Origin of the sequence: Chromobacterium alkanivorans, from assembly GCF_016937655.1 — a bacterium.
Lineage (GTDB): Bacteria > Pseudomonadota > Gammaproteobacteria > Burkholderiales > Chromobacteriaceae > Chromobacterium > Chromobacterium alkanivorans.
In genome coordinates, this window is the sequence record NZ_JAFHKL010000004.1 from 370,031 (window position 1) to 385,931 (window position 15,901).

The 15,901-nt window shown below is 65.7% G+C and carries 14 protein-coding genes; 12 read left to right on the forward strand and 2 right to left on the reverse strand.

All coding sequences use genetic code 11. The features are described 5' to 3' along the window. The first annotated feature begins 142 nt into the window (after positions 1–142). The 12 genes from JW897_RS09815 (at position 143) to JW897_RS09870 (ending at position 13,874) form a co-directional block, all read left to right on the forward strand. Positions 143–373: a DUF2061 domain-containing protein gene (locus JW897_RS09815; RefSeq protein ID WP_205465935.1), complete on the forward strand. Its 231-nt coding sequence runs from the start codon at positions 143–145 to the stop codon at positions 371–373. A 116-nt stretch (positions 374–489) separates the two neighbouring features. After that, positions 490–1,017: a GbsR/MarR family transcriptional regulator gene (locus tag JW897_RS09820; RefSeq protein ID WP_205465936.1), complete on the forward strand. Its 528-nt coding sequence runs from the start codon at positions 490–492 to the stop codon at positions 1,015–1,017. Between the two features lie 113 nt (positions 1,018–1,130). Continuing rightward, entirely contained in the window at positions 1,131–1,493 is a 363-nt protein-coding gene (locus tag JW897_RS09825) for a hypothetical protein (RefSeq protein WP_048413621.1), read from the forward strand. Continuing rightward, on the forward strand, positions 1,490–2,329 hold the full coding sequence (locus tag JW897_RS09830; protein WP_205465937.1) for an NAD-dependent epimerase/dehydratase family protein: 840 nt from the start codon (positions 1,490–1,492) through the stop codon (positions 2,327–2,329). The genes JW897_RS09825 and JW897_RS09830 overlap by 4 nt, the downstream gene beginning before the upstream one ends. After that, positions 2,326–2,694, forward strand: coding sequence for a DoxX-like family protein (locus JW897_RS09835; protein WP_048413623.1), 369 nt, complete (start codon positions 2,326–2,328; stop codon positions 2,692–2,694). The genes JW897_RS09830 and JW897_RS09835 overlap by 4 nt, the downstream gene beginning before the upstream one ends. Next, complete coding sequence (locus tag JW897_RS09840; RefSeq protein ID WP_048413624.1) at positions 2,691–3,158, forward strand: DUF2269 family protein; 468 nt, start codon at positions 2,691–2,693, stop codon at positions 3,156–3,158. The genes JW897_RS09835 and JW897_RS09840 overlap by 4 nt, the downstream gene beginning before the upstream one ends. A gap of 73 nt (positions 3,159–3,231) precedes the next feature. Beyond that, entirely contained in the window at positions 3,232–5,322 is a 2,091-nt protein-coding gene (locus JW897_RS09845; RefSeq protein ID WP_053077290.1) for an acyltransferase family protein, read from the forward strand. Positions 5,323–5,442: 120 nt separating this feature from the next. Next, the gene (locus JW897_RS09850) at positions 5,443–7,599 is read left to right on the forward strand and encodes a UvrD-helicase domain-containing protein (RefSeq protein WP_205465938.1); all 2,157 of its coding nucleotides are present in this window, start codon (positions 5,443–5,445) and stop codon (positions 7,597–7,599) included. 96 nt (positions 7,600–7,695) lie between these two features. Then, the gene (locus JW897_RS09855; protein ID WP_205465939.1) at positions 7,696–9,411 is read left to right on the forward strand and encodes a tetratricopeptide repeat-containing response regulator; all 1,716 of its coding nucleotides are present in this window, start codon (positions 7,696–7,698) and stop codon (positions 9,409–9,411) included. Further along, on the forward strand, positions 9,399–10,139 hold the full coding sequence (locus tag JW897_RS09860; RefSeq protein ID WP_205465940.1) for a LytR/AlgR family response regulator transcription factor: 741 nt from the start codon (positions 9,399–9,401) through the stop codon (positions 10,137–10,139). Before JW897_RS09855 ends, JW897_RS09860 begins: the two co-directional genes overlap by 13 nt. 228 nt (positions 10,140–10,367) lie before the next feature. Beyond that, the gene (locus JW897_RS09865) at positions 10,368–12,068 is read left to right on the forward strand and encodes a hydrogenase maturation protein (RefSeq protein ID WP_205465941.1); all 1,701 of its coding nucleotides are present in this window, start codon (positions 10,368–10,370) and stop codon (positions 12,066–12,068) included. 348 nt (positions 12,069–12,416) lie between these two features. Then, complete coding sequence (locus JW897_RS09870; RefSeq protein ID WP_205465942.1) at positions 12,417–13,874, forward strand: diguanylate cyclase domain-containing protein; 1,458 nt, start codon at positions 12,417–12,419, stop codon at positions 13,872–13,874. A 22-nt stretch (positions 13,875–13,896) separates the two neighbouring features. Here the strand turns inward: JW897_RS09870 and JW897_RS09875 are convergent, their stop codons facing one another. Then, positions 13,897–15,252 (reverse strand): nucleobase:cation symporter-2 family protein, encoded by a 1,356-nt coding sequence (locus JW897_RS09875; RefSeq protein ID WP_205465943.1) that lies wholly within the window; start codon positions 15,250–15,252, stop codon positions 13,897–13,899. Between the two features lie 111 nt (positions 15,253–15,363). Then, the gene (locus tag JW897_RS09880) at positions 15,364–15,867 is read right to left on the reverse strand and encodes an ureidoglycolate lyase (protein WP_205465944.1); all 504 of its coding nucleotides are present in this window, start codon (positions 15,865–15,867) and stop codon (positions 15,364–15,366) included. Positions 15,868–15,901: the final 34 nt, after the last annotated feature.

The following is a 15,901-nucleotide window of genomic DNA, read 5'->3' on the forward strand; positions in this document are numbered from 1 at the left end:
GCCTACGCGCCGCCGCCGGCCAGTCCTTAATCAACACCAACCCCCCATTAGCTTCACGCTATCGACCTGAACGCAAGAATCAACTGGCGCACACAAATGAGAATGACTATCATTCAATAAATTCTCACCGTGGAGCCCAACCATGCTCAAGACCATCACCTTCTCCATCTGCCATTTCACCGTCGCCTTCAGCGTGGCTTATCTGCTGACCGGCAACATCGGCGTCTCCAGCCTGCTGGCCCTGGTGGAGCCGCTGGTCAACACCGTGGCCTATTACTTCCACGAAAAAGTGTGGGACCGCATCCGCGGCCGCAAGGCCCAGACCGCCGAAACCGGCGCCGCCGGACACAACGCCCTGTTCCACCAACACTGACGCCGTCGACGCCGCGCCCGCAGCCGGGCTCGGCCTTTGCTCCGCCTGCAGGCTTATCGCCATGCCAATGAATTTCTGTGTTGACAGAAATTTCGGAAACAAATATTGTTAACGCCATGGAACTGACACCCGTATCCCAACGCTTCGTGCTGCACTGGGGCGAAATGGGCACCCGCTGGGGCGTGAACCGCACCGTCGCTCAAATACACGCGCTGCTGTTCATCACCGGCCGCCCGCTGAACGCCGAAGAACTGGCCGACACCCTCACCGTGGCCCGCTCCAACGTCAGCAACAGCCTGAAAGAGCTGCAGAACTGGCAGCTGATCCGCACCGTGCACGTGCTGGGCGACCGTCGCGACCACTTCGAAACCTCCGGCGACGTCTGGGAACTGTTCCGCATCATCGTGGCCGAGCGGCAGCGCCGCGAAATCGAACCCACGCTGCTGGTGCTGAAGGAATGCATGGACAGCCCGGACTTCCAGCAGGAAAGCCCGCTGGCGCAGGAACGCATCCGCAACACCTGGCACTTCATGGAAACGCTGACCTCCTGGACCCGGGAAATGCTGCGCCTGTCCACCGCCACCCTGAGCCGGGTATTGAAAATGGGCGCCAGCATTCAGAAGCTGCTGGGACGGGATAAATAAACTCGCCGCGCGCGGGCGGCGTCGGGCGGCTTGGAGCCGCCGGAATTCCCGCGAATTTTTTCGCCACCACATTTCTGTTTTGACAGAAATTTCAGAAACAAAGGAGAACCACCATGAGCGGATTCATTACCAGCATGATCGTCGTGCCCCTGCTGTGCAGCCTGTTGTGCTGGTGGCTGTTGGCCGGCCCGCTGCAACAAGTGACCCAGGCGCTGTGCGAGCACGGCGCCGGCGGCCCGTTCTGGCAGCGCGCCTTCCTGATCCTGATTCTGGCCGGCCCCTTGCTGGCCGTGCTGCTGTTCGCGCCGGACGCCCCCTCCGCCTCCCTGTGGCTGGACATCCGCGGCATCCTGATGTGGGCCTTGCTGGGCGTGGTCGCGCAGTTGCTGGTGCTGCTGCGCCTGGTCTGGCGGCAAGTCGCACCGCGCCCCATCGCGCGACAGACTCAGGCCGCGCCTCAGGAGGCCGCGCAATGAAAATACTGCTCTTGGGCGGCGGCGGCTTCGTCGGCCGGCCGCTGCGCCAGCGGCTGGAACAAGACGGCCACCGCGTCAGCGCGCCCAGCCGCCGCCAGCTGGACTTGTGCCGCCCCCGCGCCGATTGGCGCCACTGGCTGGAAGACGTCGACGTGGTGGTCAACGCCGCCGGCCAGTTGCTGGACCGGCCGGCCGGCGCGCTGGAAGCCATTCACCACCTGGGACCGCTGCAACTGGCCAGCATGGCCTATCAGGCTGACGTGCGGCGCTGGGTGCAGCTGTCCGCCCTCGGCGCGGACCCGCAAGCGGACACCCTGTTCCTGGCCGGCAAGGGCCGCGGCGACGCCGCCCTGCTCGCCAGCGGACTGGAAGCGCGCATCGCCCGCCCCTCGCTGATCTACGGCCCGCAAGGCGCCAGCAGCCGCCTGCTGCTGCTGCTGGCGCGGCTGCCCTTGTGGCTGCTGCCGGACGGCGGCGATCAACGCATCCAGCCGGTGGCGCTCGGCGACGCGGTGGAGGGGCTGGCGCGGCTGGCTCTGGCCGACGACGCGCCGGAAGGCGTCGTCGATTTCGTCGGCGCCGAGGCGCTGACCCTGGCCGACTACCTGCGCCAATTGCGCCAACTGCAAGGCCTCTCGTCTCCGGCCTGCATCCTCAACCTGCCACCGCAAGCCAGCCGAGCGCTGGCGGCCTTGACCGAACGCTGGCCGTCCAGCCTGATCAGCCGCGACGCCCTGGCCATGCTGAACCGCGGCAGCTGCGGCGACCCGGCCGCGCTCGGCGCGCTGCTGCAGCGCGCGCCGCTGGCCAGCAGCCAATTCCGGGACGCGCCATGAATCCGTCCACCCGCGGCATCGAATACGCGCTAGCGGCGCTGTGGCTGTGGAGCGGCCTGCAACCGCCGCTCAGCGCCTGGGACGCGTCCGTCTCCTTGCTGCAGCGCTTGCCGCTGCCCGCCGACTGGGCCGCCCCGCTGTTTCTCGCCGCCTGCGGCCTGGACCTCGCCTTCGGCCTGTTGACCCTGTGGCGCCCTTGCCGCGCCTTGTGGTGGGCTCAAGCCGCCGCCGTCGCCGGCTACAGCCTGACGCTGGCGTTCTGGCTGCCGGAAAACTGGCTGCACCCGTTCGCGCCCCTTGTGAAAAACCTGCCCATCCTGGCCATGCTGCTGTGGCTGGGCGCCCGCCGGGAGACTGCCGCATGAACGCCTATCTCGTGGTCAAAACCCTGCACATCCTGTCCGCCACCCTGATGGTGGGCACCGGCTTCGGCTCCGCCTTCTACCTGTTCTTCGCCAACCGCGGCCGCCAGAGCGCGGCCCAGGCCGAGGTGGCGCGGCTGGTGGTGCGCGCCGACTGGTGGTTCACCACGCCGGCGGTGATCTTTCAGCCGCTGTCCGGCCTGTGGCTGGCGCGGCAGGCCGGCTGGCCGCTCGCCAGCGGCTGGCTGCTCGCCTCCATCGGCTTGTTCCTGTTCGCCGGCCTGTGCTGGCTGCCGGTGCTGCGGCTGCAAACCCGGATGGCGGAGATGGCGCGCACGGCCGTGGCCGCCGGCCAGCCGCTGCCGGCGCGCTACTGGCGCTACGCCCGCTATTGGGAGTTCCTAGGCTATCCGGCCTTCCTTTCAATGCTAACAACATACTTTCTTATGGTGATAAAACCAGGATAGCAAGCCGAAATACCGATAAAATGTTTAGTTTTTCATTATTCAAGCCATAATCATGGCCTGACCCCTCCGCAATATGTCGCTCACCCTTAACTCCTGTATCGACGCCAAAGCTTACCGACCAGACATCGACGGCCTTCGCGCGCTGGCCGTGCTCAGCGTGGTCGCCTTTCACATCGGCCTGCCCGGATTCGGCGGCGGCTTCGTCGGCGTCGATATCTTTTTTGTCATTTCCGGTTTTCTGATCAGCGGCCTGCTGCGTCAAGAGCTGCTGGCGCAAGGCCGCATCGACTTCAAGGCTTTCTACGCGCGCCGCATCCGCAGGCTGGCGCCGGCCCTGGCTCTGGTCTTGATCTCCAGCCTGATCCTGGCCTACTTCGTGATGCTGCCGGACGACCAGATCAAGCTGGGGCGGGAAGTCCGCGCGGTCGCCACCCTGTCCGCCAACCATCACTTCCTCAAGCACGCCTTCGATTATTTCGACTCCGACGCCGATCTCAAAGTCTTGCTGCACACTTGGTCGCTGGCGGTGGAGGAACAGTACTATCTGGTCTGGCCCTTGCTGCTCTGGGGCGTCTTCCGCTTAAGCAAGGCGGATCGCCATGTCACCGACGCGCGCATGCGCTTGACCCTTGGCGCGGTCTTGCTAGGATCGCTGGCCCTGAGCCTATGGCTGTCCTATCGCGATACGCCGCAGGCCTTTTACCTGATGCCCGCCCGCGCCTGGGAATTCGCCGCCGGCGCCTTGCTGGCGGTGCTGCCGCCTCCGCGCAAGGGAAGACGCTGGGCATTGCCCATCGCCGCGCTCGGCCTGGCGCTGTTGCTGGGGTCCATCGCGCTGCTGAATGAGCGCATGGTCTTTCCCGGCGTCATCGTGTTGTTGCCGGTCGCCGGCAGCGTGCTGTTCATTCTGGCCGGCATGCTGGACCCGTCCAACCCGATCAGCCGCTGCATCGGCTCCCGTCCGTGGACCAGCATTGGCCTCCTGTCCTACGGCTTTTATCTGTGGCACTGGCCGCTGCTGGCGCTGGGCCGTTACTGGGGCCTGGGCGAGCGCGACCTGACGCGCGACCTGCTCTTGGGCGGCGTCCTGGCGCTGGCGCTGGCCTGGCTGAGCTACCGCTATGTGGAGCAGCCGCTGCGTCGGGGACAATGGCGAAAGCTGCGCGACGTCAAACCCACGCTGCGGACCGGCCTGAGCATCACCCTGGGCCTGTGGCTGCTGGGCACGGTCGCCATGTATCTGCCCAAGCACTTCCCTTGGCCGGGACAACAAAGCATTCTGCAAGCCAAGAGCGACGCTTTTCATTTTGTGGGCGATTGCGGCATGCCGGCCGACGGCACGCCCTTGCCGCCGCGCGCGCAATGCCTGATCGGCGCGCCGGGCGCGCCGCTTAAACTGCTGGCCTGGGGCGACTCCCATACCGACCATCTGATGCCGCTGTACGACGCGCTGGCCAAAGAACGCGGCGTCGCCATCCTGCGCCGGGTCTACCATGGCTGTCCGCCGCTGGCCGACGCCATGCCGGTGGGCGAAGGCAAAAAACGCAGTTGGTGCCCCAGCTTCGCGCGGGCCGTGCGCGCGGAGCTGCCGCAGCTGGCGGCTCAAGGCGTCACCGGCGTGCTGCTCAATGCGCGCTGGAACAGCTATACCGCCCAAGACCTGCCGGGCAGGCCGGCCATGACCGGTCTGGTGGCGGCCGGCCTCGAAGGCATCCCCGGCGTATCCGGCGGCATGAAGGCCGGCGTCGCTCCGCTGGACCGCGCCTCCTCGCTGCAAGTCCTGGAACAATCGTTGGACCGCAGCGCGCAAGACATGGCCGGCCTGGGCTTGAAAGTCGTCCTGGTGCTGCCGGAGGCGGAAATGAGCAAGTCGCCGCCGGAATGCGTGGCCCGTTTGGGCGCGGCGGCCTGCGACGCTCCGCGCGCGGAAGTCGAGAGCCGTCGCCTGCAAATTGTCCAGTTGTTGCAACGCGTCGCCGCTCGTCACGCCAATATTCGCCTGTGGGACCCCTTGGACCAGTTCTGCGACGCCAAGACCTGCTTCGCCAGCCGCGACGGCAAAGTGCGCTATCAGGACAAGGACCACATCACCGCCAGCATGGCGCTGACCTTGACGGACAGCTTCCGCCCCAGCTTCGACTGGGCGCAAAGCGCCGGGCGCTAATCCCGCCTTCCGCGAATGGCAGCCTCCGGGCTGCCATTTTCGCTTTTCCCCACGCAATGCCGACGATGCCGGCGCCTGGTGTAAAATGGCGTTTTGCCTGAACCAGATAGACACCTCGCCATGACAGATCTCCTCGCCGGCCTCAACCCAGAACAACTGCGCGCCGTCACCTGGCCCGACAAGAGCGCGCTGGTGCTGGCCGGCGCGGGCAGCGGCAAGACCCGGGTGCTGACCACCCGCATCGCCTGGCTGCTGTCCACCGGACAGACCAGCCCCAGCGGCGTTCTGGCGGTGACCTTCACCAACAAGGCCGCGCGCGAGATGCAGACCCGGCTGGCGACCATGGTGCCGGTAAACGTGCGCACCATGTGGATAGGCACCTTCCACGGCCTGTGCAACCGCTTCCTGCGCTCCCACTACCGCGACGCCGGCCTGCCGCAGACCTTCCAGATTCTGGACTCCGCCGACCAGCAGGCGGCGATCAAGCGCCTGCTGAAAAGCCTGGAGCTGTCCGACGAGAAATTCCCGCCGCGCGCGGTGCAAAGCTTCATCAACGGCAGCAAGGAAGCCGGCCTGCGCGCCGACAAGCTGCCGCCGGCGCTCAACCCCTACGAAGCCAAGCTGGTGGAGCTCTACGCCGCCTACGACGCCCAGTGCCGCCGCGAAGGCGTGGTGGACTTCGCCGAACTGCTGTTGCGCAGCTACGAACTGCTGAGCGCCAACCAGGCGCTGCGCCAACACTACTGCAGCCGCTTCCGCCACATCCTGGTGGACGAGTTCCAGGACACCAACCGCCTGCAATACGCCTGGCTCAAGCTCCTGGCCGGCGACGGCGGCTCCTTGTTCGCCGTCGGCGACGACGACCAGAGCATCTACGCCTTCCGCGGCGCGGAAGTGGGCAATATGCGCTCCCTGCTCAACGATTTCTCGGTCAGCGAACCGGTGCGCCTGGAGCAGAACTACCGCTCGATGGGCAATATCCTCAACGCCGCCAACGCGCTGATCGAGCAGAACGACGGCCGGCTGGGCAAGAATCTGTGGACCGACGCCGGCGAGGGCGAAAAGATCCGCCTGTTCGAAGCCTACTCCGACGGCGAGGAAGCCGAGTTCATCACCGACGAAGTGCGCAGCCTCAAGCGCGACGGCTTCAACCTGTCCGACATGGCCATTCTCTACCGCTCCAACGCCCAGTCGCGGCTGCTGGAGCACGTGCTGGTCAACGCCCAGATTCCCTACCGCATCTACGGCGGCCTGCGCTTCTTCGAGCGCCAGGAAGTCAAGCACGCGCTGGCCTATCTGCGCCTGATCGCCAATCCGGAAGACGACAACGCGCTGCTGCGCGTGATCAACGTGCCGGCGCGCGGCATAGGCGCGCGCACGGTGGAAGGCCTGCAGGCGGCCAGCCGCGAACAGGGCGTCACGCTGTGGCAGGCCGCCTGCGCCTCCGGCGGCGGCCGCACCGCCGCCAAGCTGGGCGAATTCGTGCTGCTGGTGGAGCGCATGCGCGAGCGCAGCCGCGAACTGAAGCTGGCCGAGGCCGTCAGCCTGGCCATAGACGACTCCGGCCTGCGCGCGATGTACGAGCAGGACAAGAAGGAAGGCGAAGAACGGCTGGCCAACCTGGACGAACTGATCAACGCCGCCGCCGGCTTCATGCCGGACGAGCCGGCGCAGGCGCTGACCGAATTCCTCAGCGCCGCCAGCCTGGAGGCCGGCGAACACCAGGCCGAAGCCGGCAGCGACGCGCTGCAGCTGATGACGGTGCACGCCGCCAAGGGCCTGGAGTTCGACGCCGTCTTCGTCTCCGGCCTGGAAGAAGGCCTGTTCCCGCACGAAAACAGCATGAACGACGGCAAGGGCCTGCAAGAGGAACGCCGGCTGATGTACGTGGCCATCACCCGCGCCCGCCAGCGGCTCTACCTGTCCAACGCGCAAAGCCGCATGCTGCACGGCCAGAGCCGCTACCCGATCCGCTCGCGCTTCGTCGACGAAATCCCGGCGGAGCTCACCCACGACCTATCTGCTAAAGTGAAAACGCAGGCCAAGACAAATGCATCGACCAACGCATCCTGGCGCACGGTCCCGAAAGTGGGCCGCGTCGCCGCCGACAACAGCCAGGGCTTCCGCATCGGCCAATCCGTCGAACACGCCAAGTTCGGCAGCGGCGTGGTGATCAACGCCGAAGGCGGCGGCGAGGATGTGCGCCTGCAAATCAATTTCGCCGAGCACGGCGTGAAGTGGCTGGACCTGCGCTACGCCAAGCTGAGCGCCGGCTGAGTTCGGGCTGAGCCGCTCGCCGCCGCGGCGGCCGCTTGAGCGATTTTTGTAAGTCGCACTGATGACAGTTTGCGGAGAATCGTCAAAGATAGCGAGATGAGCACAGCCAACACCAACTCCACAACCTTCCAAAGCGTCGCCGCCGCGAGCAAGACCGGCGCCGCGCCGCGGAAAAGCTACGACGATCCGTACAGCAAGCGCCTGTTCCTGATCATCGACAGCCTGCCGGAAATGCAACGCGCGCTGGCGATGACCTTGTCCTCCTTCGGGGCCGACAAGGTGGAATACGCCAGCAAGGCCGGCGACGCGCTGGCCAAGATGGGCAAATACGAGTTCGACGTGGTGCTGTGCGACTACGACCTGGGCAACGGCTACGACGGCCTCTACCTGTTCGAAGAGGTCAAGGAACGCAATCTGATCAAACAGTCCTGCGTGTTCATGATCGTCACCGGCGAACGCCGCTCCCAACGCGTGATCTCCGCCGCGGAGCTGGGGCCGGACGACTACCTGCTCAAACCCTTCACCGGCGAAGTGCTGCGCGAGCGGCTGGAGAAGGCGATGCGCCGCCGCGAAGCCTTCCGCCTGGTGGACGAAGCCATCATGCGCCACGAATACCTGAGCGCCATCGAAGTCTGCTCGCGCCTGATCGGCGAGCGCGGCGAATTCACGCTGGACTTCATGAAGCTCAAAGGCTCGCTGGCGCTGAAGATAGGCGACTTCGACAGCGCGCGCTCGCTGTACATGGACGTGCTGCGCATCAAGCCGGTGCCCTGGGCTAAAATGGGCTTGGCCAAATCGCTGACCGGGCTGAAGGCCTACGACGAGGCGCGGCTGCTGTTCGAAGAAGTGCTCACCGACAACGACCGGGTGATGGAAGCCTACGACTGGCTGGCCAAGCTCTACCGCAGCAACCACAATCTGGACGAAGCCCAGGCCACCTTGAAGCAGGCCACCGACATCTCGCCGGTGGTGTTCCGCCGCCAGCAACAGCTGGCGGAAGTGGCCCTGCTCAACAATCAGCTGGAAGTGGCGGAAGACGCCTGCCAGACCACGCTGGACATCGCCAAATACACCTGGCACCGCAGCCCCACCCACTACGCCGCGCTGGCGCGGGTGCAACTGGCGCGCGGCGACACCGCCAACGTCGGCCGCACCCTGTCCAATCTGCGCCGCGACTACCGCTACAACGAAGAAGGCGAATGGATGGCCTCCGTGGTGGACAGCCAGCTGCAAAGCAAAAAAGGCAACCGCGACAAGGCCCGGCAGTTGTTCAGCGACGCAGAAACCAAATTCCGCCAGCTGGCGCCCAAGCTCAGCAGCGACGCGCAGATGGAGTTCGCCCGCGCCTGCTACGCCCAGGGACACAAGGACGCCGGCAACAGCGTGATGCGCGATCTGGTGCGCAACCATCACGACGACGAGGAACTGCTGGCGCGCTTCGGCGACATGTTCGAAGAAGTGGGCCTGGGCGAAGACGGCCGCCAGCTGATCGCAGACAACGTGCAATCGGTGCTGGAGCTGAACAACCAGGCGGTGCGCGAAGCCCAGGCCGGACAGTTCGACTCCGCCATCGAACGCTTCGTCAAAGCCCACGAGGAAATGCCGCAGAACATCCAGGTGATGCTCAACCTGATCAACGCCACCATGGCCTACGTCCACCGCCAGGGCTGGCACGAAAGCCATATGCGCCGCGCCCACGATATGCTGAGCAAGGTGCGCGACCTCGCCCCCACCAACAACAAGTTCCAGAAAATCCTGCAAGCCTGGCGCATGCTGGTGGAAAAGCTGGGCAAACCTCAATGGGTGCTGTAAGCCCCTGGCAAGACTGGCGCGCGCTGGTGGTGGACGACGAGCCGCTGGCCTGCGAACGCCTGCGCCAACTATTGCGCGAACAAGGGCTGCAACACGTTTACTGTCTGACCGACAGCCGCCAGGCCATGGTCTGGCTGGCGCAGAACCCGGCTGACATCGTGCTGGCCGACATCTCCATGCCCGGCGTTTCCGGCCTGGAACTGGCCCAGCAGCTGCGACGCCAGCCGCTGGCGCCGCAGCTGATCTTCACCACCGCCCATGAACAGTACGCGGTCAACGCCTTCGAGCTGGAGGCCATCGACTACCTGCTCAAGCCGGTGCGGCGCGAACGGCTGCGCCAAGCGCTGGAACGCGCCGGCCGCCAGCGCGGCGAGGCGCCGCAGCCGGAAGCCAGCTTCACCGTGCGCCAACGCGATCGCCTGCTGCCCATCCCCTTCTCCCAGGCCCGCTATCTGAAGGCCGAACTCAAATACGTCACCCTGGTGACCCCGGACGCGGAATACCTGCTGGACGAAACCCTGATCGCGCTGGAACAGCGGCTGGGCGACGCCGCCGTGCGCATTCACCGCAACTGCCTGGTGATGCGTCACGCGCTGCGCGAACTGTTCCGCGCCAGCGCCGACGGCGAGGAACAATGGCAGGTGCGCCTGGCCGACATCGGCCAGCCTCTGCCGGTCAGCCGGCGTCAGCTGGCCGGCATCAAGCAGTGCCTGAACCAGCAGGACTAGGCACGCCCTCCCCTCCCCGCGCGCCGTCGCCATATATACAGATCACAAAACCAAAGCATCTGTAATCATTGATGGCAGAAAGCTGCGTTCTGATTTTCAATCGCATCAGGCTTGACTTTAGTCATTTGTCATTATCAGAACTAAAACTATCATCCTTGCCCATGCGCACGGCTCGCGCGGCAAGCAACCGCCGCCGGCCATGCATTCATTTTTGGGCAAGGAGCGGTCATGCGGTCATTGAAAATCATCTTGTTGTCGTCGGCGTTCAACGGACTCACCCAGCGCGCCTGGCTGGAATTGCGCCAGTCCGGCCACCAAGTCAGCGTGCAGCTGTTCACCAACGAGCAGGAAGTCAGCGCCAGCATCCAGCAATCCGGCGCCGATCTCGTCATCTGCCCCTTCCTCAAGGACCGGGTGCCGGAAACCCTGTGGCGCGACGCCAGCCGGCCGGTGGTCATCATCCACCCCGGCATCGTCGGCGACCGCGGCGCCTCGGCGCTGGACTGGGCCATCACCCTGCGGGAGAAGCGCTGGGGCGTCACCGCGCTGCAAGCGGTGGAGGAAATGGACGCCGGCCCGATCTGGTCCAGCTGCGAATTCGACATGCCGCCGGAAACGCGCAAATCCGAGCTCTACAACGGCCCGGTCAGCGACGCCGCCATGTATTGCATCCGCGACGTGGTGGAAAAGTTCGGCGCCGGCTTCGAACCCGCGCCGCTGGACTACGGCCAGACGCATGTGCGCGGCCGGCTGCAGCCCAATATGCGGCAGAGCGACCGCGCCTTCCTGTGGCAGCAACCGGCGGCCGAAATCAAGCGCCGCATCGACGCCGCCGACGGCCAGCCCGGCGTGCTGACGCAGCTGGCCGGCGGCGACTACTACGTCTACGACGCCCACCTGGACTACCGCGCCGGCCAGCCCGGCCAACTGCTGGCGGTGCACGACGACGCCGTGCTGGTGGGCGCCGGCGAGCACAGCCTGTGGCTGGGCGCGCTGCGCCGCAAGCCCGAGGCCGGCGAGGAAACCTTCAAGCAGCCGGCGCGTCATGTGCTGGCCGGGCTGCTGGACGACGTGCCGCGGCTGGACTGGTCCATCGCCACCCATCCGCACTGCGAGGAAAGCTACCAGCCCATCCGCTACCGCGAATACGGCCGCGTCGGCGAGCTGACCTTCGAGTTCTACAACGGCGCGATGAGCACCGAACAATGCCGGCGGCTGAGCGAAGCGCTGCGCTGGGCCAAGGCCCAGGACACCCGCGTGCTGCTGGTGCGCGGCGGCCGCGGCAGCTTCAGCAACGGCGTCCACCTCAACGTGATCCAGGCCGCGCCCGAACCGGGCCTGGAGGCCTGGGCCAATATCCAGGCCATAGACGACGTCTGCCAGGAAATGCTGACCGCGCGCCAGCTGGTGGTCTCCGGCCTGACCGGCAACGCCGGCGCCGGCGGCGTGATGCTGGCCCTGGCCGCCGACCTGGTGTTCGCCCGCGGCGGCGTGGTGCTCAATCCGCACTACAAGACCATGGGCCTGTACGGCTCGGAATACTGGACCTACAGCCTGCCGCGCGCGGTGGGCGAAGAACAGGCCCGGCAACTGACCGAAGCCTGCCTGCCTCTAAGCGCGCGCGAAGCCTGGCGTCTGGGCATGGTCCACGACATCGGCCCGCACGATCCGCACGACTTCGGCGTCTGGCTGCGCCAGGCCGCCGGGCTGGCGCTGAACGACGACCGCTTCCGTCTGCAACGCGCGCGCAAGGCCGAGCCGGATCTGGAGCGGATGGAGCGCTGCCGCCAGACCGAGCTGCTGGAGATGCGCCAGGACATGGTGGAAAACCGCGGCCAGTTCCTGGAGAAATGCCGCAATTTCGTGCTCAAGCGCAAGGCCTGCGGCACGCCGCAACGCCTGGTCGCCGATTGGGCGCAGACGCGCTAACAAAACCCCTGATCCCGCGTTGCGCCTCCTGGTCGTACGACTTGTACTTCCTGCGTCGGCGCGCCTTGGTTTAGGTTCTCTGCGAGGCTTTGTTAGCGGCTCTAAGCGACGCCCACCCGGTTCTCATCGCCAAAACGGCCCGCCCGCGCGGGCCGTTTGGTTTCAATTTCATGACGAAAAACAACAGTATTGTTTTACGTACAACTACTTAAAACCCGCTTTTTCATCAGTCAAAGCTAAAAAATAGCCGCGCCTTCTTATAAAATCTGTCATCCCCTCTTTCCCCCTTCCTACGGTTGCTACATGCGGACACGGCTGGTTTATGCAGGATGCATCGCGATATGGCTGGTGCTGAGCGCGCTCGTGGCCCTGTCGATCGCCAGCCACGCGCTGCTGGGCGCGGAGCAGCAATTCAACCGCGACGCCCTGCTGCTGTCCGAACAACTCAATCAAAAGCTGCAAAGCCATGAAACCGTGCTGGACAGCTACGCCACCTTCAGCGCGCTGGATCGCCGCCGGGACCTGCCGTCCGAAAAAAGACTGGCCCGGCAACTGCTGCGCCGCTATCCGCAAATCCTGTGGCTGGGCCATATCGAACGCATCACCCCCGACCAGCTGCCGATGTTCGGCCAACGCCTGAAGCAGCTGTACGGCCAGGCGCTGCCGGTGCCCGCCGCCAGCGGCGACGGCTGGGAAGGCCGCTTCGGCCTGTTCTCGCTCGCCTTCATCGAACCCATGCCCCAGCCCGGCCTGCTGGCCGCGGACCTGGGCCGGCTGCAAGCCGCGCGCCAGGCCCTGCAAAACGCGCTGGAAAGCGGCCGCATGGAAATCTCCAGCCAGATCAAGCTGCCCGGCCTCCCGGCCGGCTACCTGCTGATCCGCGCGATGGACGACATGCTGAGCAAGCCGCTGGCCGCCTCGCTGGCGCCGGCCCACTTCGCCGCCATGGCGATACGCGCCGACAGCCTGCTGCCCAGCCCGCTGTCGCTGCGGGAAGGCGTGGAAGTGCGTTTGTTCCACCGCAACGAGCCGCCGCCCGGCCCGCCCACCCTGCTGCGCGGCGCCGAACACGCCAGCGCCTTGGAAACCCTGCTGTTCCCGCGGCTGGAAGCCCGCCACCCGCTGGGCGGCGCCAGCCAGCCCTTATTGCTGACCATCAGCCAGCAACTGGGCTGGCGGCAGATCGGCGCGTTTGAATGGGGGATGTTGCTATTCCTGTCGCTGGCCTTGCTGGCCGGCCTGCTGCTGGTCTCCCATCACTACCTGCAATTGGCGCACGGCCGCCGCCAGCGCGAAAACCAGCTGTTCTACCTGGCCAACCACGACCGCCTGACCGGCCTGGCCAACCGCAACCTGTTCTACGACCGGCTGCAGCACGCCATCTCGCGAGTGGACCGCAGCGGCAAGCGGCTGGCCCTGCTGTTTCTGGACCTGGACCGCTTCAAACCGGTCAACGACACTTACGGCCACATCACCGGCGACCGCATCCTGCAACTGATCGCCGCCCGCATCAAGGAAGAACTGCGCGGCGAGGACACGGTGGCGCGGCTGGGCGGCGACGAGTTCGTGGTGCTGATGGAAGACATCGAATCCAACCGCGAGGCGGACAAGATCGTCAACCGGCTGAAGCAGGTGATTCACCAGCCCTATGAGGTCAACGATCATTTGATCTCGGTCGGCGTCAGCATCGGCATCGCCTATTACCCGGAGGACGGCTTGTTGATCGACGAGCTGCTGACGGTGGCGGACCGCAAGATGTACGGCAACAAGCGCGAGATCGCGGCGGCGGGCGCAGAAACCGCCTGATCCCGGCCGCCGCGACACGCCCCTAGTGCGCGGCCTCCCCAAGCGCAACGCCGGACGCCGCCGTTTCCCGCGGCCGCGCCAGGCCGTTGAACCAGAGGTTCAACGCCACCGCGCTGACCGTGGCCAGCAGGATGCCGCTATGCAGCAAGGGCGCCAGCACCTCCGGCAATTGCCGGAAGAAACCGGGCGACACCGTCGGAATCATGCCCAGACCCAGGCTGATGGCCACCACCAGCAGATTATGCCTCTGCGTCTGATAGTCCACCTTGCCCAGAATCTTGATCCCGGTGGCCAGCACCATGCCGAACATCACCAGGCCGGCCCCGCCCAGCACAAAGGGCGGAATCGACGCCACGATCAGCGACATCTTGGGCACCAGGCCAAAGACCACCAGGATGCCGCCGGCCATCACGCACACCCAGCGGCTGCTGACGCCGGTGACGCCCACCAGGCCGACGTTCTGCGAGAAGGAGGTATGCGGAAAAGAGTTGAACAGGCCGCCTATCACCGTGCCCAGCGCGTCCACTCGCAGACCGCGCACCAAGGCCGCCCGGTCCACCGGACGCTCCACAATCTCCCCCAGCGCCAGGAACATGCCCATGGACTCGACGAAGATGATCAGCATCACCACGGTCAGCGTCAGAATGGACCACAGCTCAAAGCGCGGCAGGCCGAAACGGAAGGGCACGATGGGCGCGAACCAGGCCGCCTCGCCCAGGCCGCCCAAATTGACCTTGCCCAGCAGCAAGGCCAGGACAAAGCCGAACAGCAAGCCCAGCAGCACCGCGATATTGCAGAGAAAACCCTTCAGATAGCGGGTGACCAGCAGAATGAACAGCAGCACCGCCACCGACACGCTCAGGTAAAGCGGATGGCCGTAGTCCGGATTGCCCTTGCCGCCGGCCGCCCAATCAATGCCGACGCGGATGATGGACAGACCGATGGAGGTGATCACCACCCCGGTGACCAGCGGCGGAAACAGACCGATCAGCCGCCCCATCAGCGGCACCAGCAACAGGCTGAGCACCCCGGCGCCGATGGTGGCGCCGAAGATGCCGGGCAGGCCCAGCGCCGGATTGCCGCCTATCGCCACCATCGGCCCCACCGCGGCGAAAGTCACCGCCATGATCACCGGCAGCCGAATGCCCAGGCCGCGAACGCCCACGCACTGCAATAAGGTCACCACCCCGCAACAAAACAGGTCGGCGCTGATCAGGAACGCGATCTGCTCCTTGGGCAAACCCACGGAAGCGCCGATGATCAGCGGCACCGCCACCGCACCGGCGTACATCACCAACACATGTTGCAGGCCCAGAGTGAACAGCCTGCCCATGGGCAGGCGCTGATCCACCGGGTGCACCGACTGCTTGGAATCCATGCTCGTCTCCTTGATAGATGCCGGGCCGCTTATTCATGCGCCGCCGCCCTGGCGACTTGCTGGTATTACACAACCGACTCCTTGACAACAAAAAGGGACGGCGGCGCGGACTCAGCCCGCGCCGACCGGATTGATGAGATAGGACCGCGACAACATAACCTCGTCGCAATTGTCGCCGGCGCCGATGCGGTCCAGCAGGAGGAAATCGCCGGCCCGCTCCAGGCTGGTCAGCGGGTGATGCCAAGTGCCGCGGTGGTAGTTGACGCCCTGATCCCCGCGCGCCAGAAAGGCGCGGATCCGGCTTTCGTCCGGCCGGTCGCCGGCGCAGGCCGGCGCCACCACCACCACGCAGGCGACGCCGTTGCAGGGAATGAAGGCCTGGCTGCCCAGCGGATGCCGCTCCAGCATGCGGATCTCCAGCGGCAGGCGGTGCGCGTCGCCGCGCGCCATGCTGATGCCGGGCAGACCGCCGGCGACATCGACCAGGCCCAACCGGTGATAGCGGCGGGTGCTGCCCTGGTTGATGGGAAACCAATCGCTGCCGTCGGCTTCAATCACATCGCCAAACGGCGCAAAAGCCTGTTTGCTCAAAGGCTCCAAGCACAGAATCATCATGCCGCGCTCCTCAGTGAAGCAATGCCGCCAGACC

Bases quoted from the DNA above. Each gene is read 5' to 3' on its own strand.
- JW897_RS09880 (WP_205465944.1), bottom strand. From the start codon at position 15,867: ATGATGATTCTGTGCTTGGAGCCTTTGAGCAAACAGGCTTTTGCGCCG.
- JW897_RS09855 (WP_205465939.1), top strand. From the start codon at position 7,696: ATGAGCACAGCCAACACCAACTCCACAACCTTCCAAAGCGTCGCCGCC.
- JW897_RS09860 (WP_205465940.1), top strand. From the start codon at position 9,399: ATGGGTGCTGTAAGCCCCTGGCAAGACTGGCGCGCGCTGGTGGTGGAC.
- JW897_RS09815 (WP_205465935.1), top strand. From the start codon at position 143: ATGCTCAAGACCATCACCTTCTCCATCTGCCATTTCACCGTCGCCTTC.
- JW897_RS09875 (WP_205465943.1), bottom strand. From the start codon at position 15,252: ATGGATTCCAAGCAGTCGGTGCACCCGGTGGATCAGCGCCTGCCCATG.
- JW897_RS09825 (WP_048413621.1), top strand. From the start codon at position 1,131: ATGAGCGGATTCATTACCAGCATGATCGTCGTGCCCCTGCTGTGCAGC.
- JW897_RS09840 (WP_048413624.1), top strand. From the start codon at position 2,691: ATGAACGCCTATCTCGTGGTCAAAACCCTGCACATCCTGTCCGCCACC.
- JW897_RS09820 (WP_205465936.1), top strand. From the start codon at position 490: ATGGAACTGACACCCGTATCCCAACGCTTCGTGCTGCACTGGGGCGAA.
- JW897_RS09850 (WP_205465938.1), top strand. From the start codon at position 5,443: ATGACAGATCTCCTCGCCGGCCTCAACCCAGAACAACTGCGCGCCGTC.
- JW897_RS09835 (WP_048413623.1), top strand. From the start codon at position 2,326: ATGAATCCGTCCACCCGCGGCATCGAATACGCGCTAGCGGCGCTGTGG.
- JW897_RS09865 (WP_205465941.1), top strand. From the start codon at position 10,368: ATGCGGTCATTGAAAATCATCTTGTTGTCGTCGGCGTTCAACGGACTC.
- JW897_RS09845 (WP_053077290.1), top strand. From the start codon at position 3,232: ATGTCGCTCACCCTTAACTCCTGTATCGACGCCAAAGCTTACCGACCA.
- JW897_RS09830 (WP_205465937.1), top strand. From the start codon at position 1,490: ATGAAAATACTGCTCTTGGGCGGCGGCGGCTTCGTCGGCCGGCCGCTG.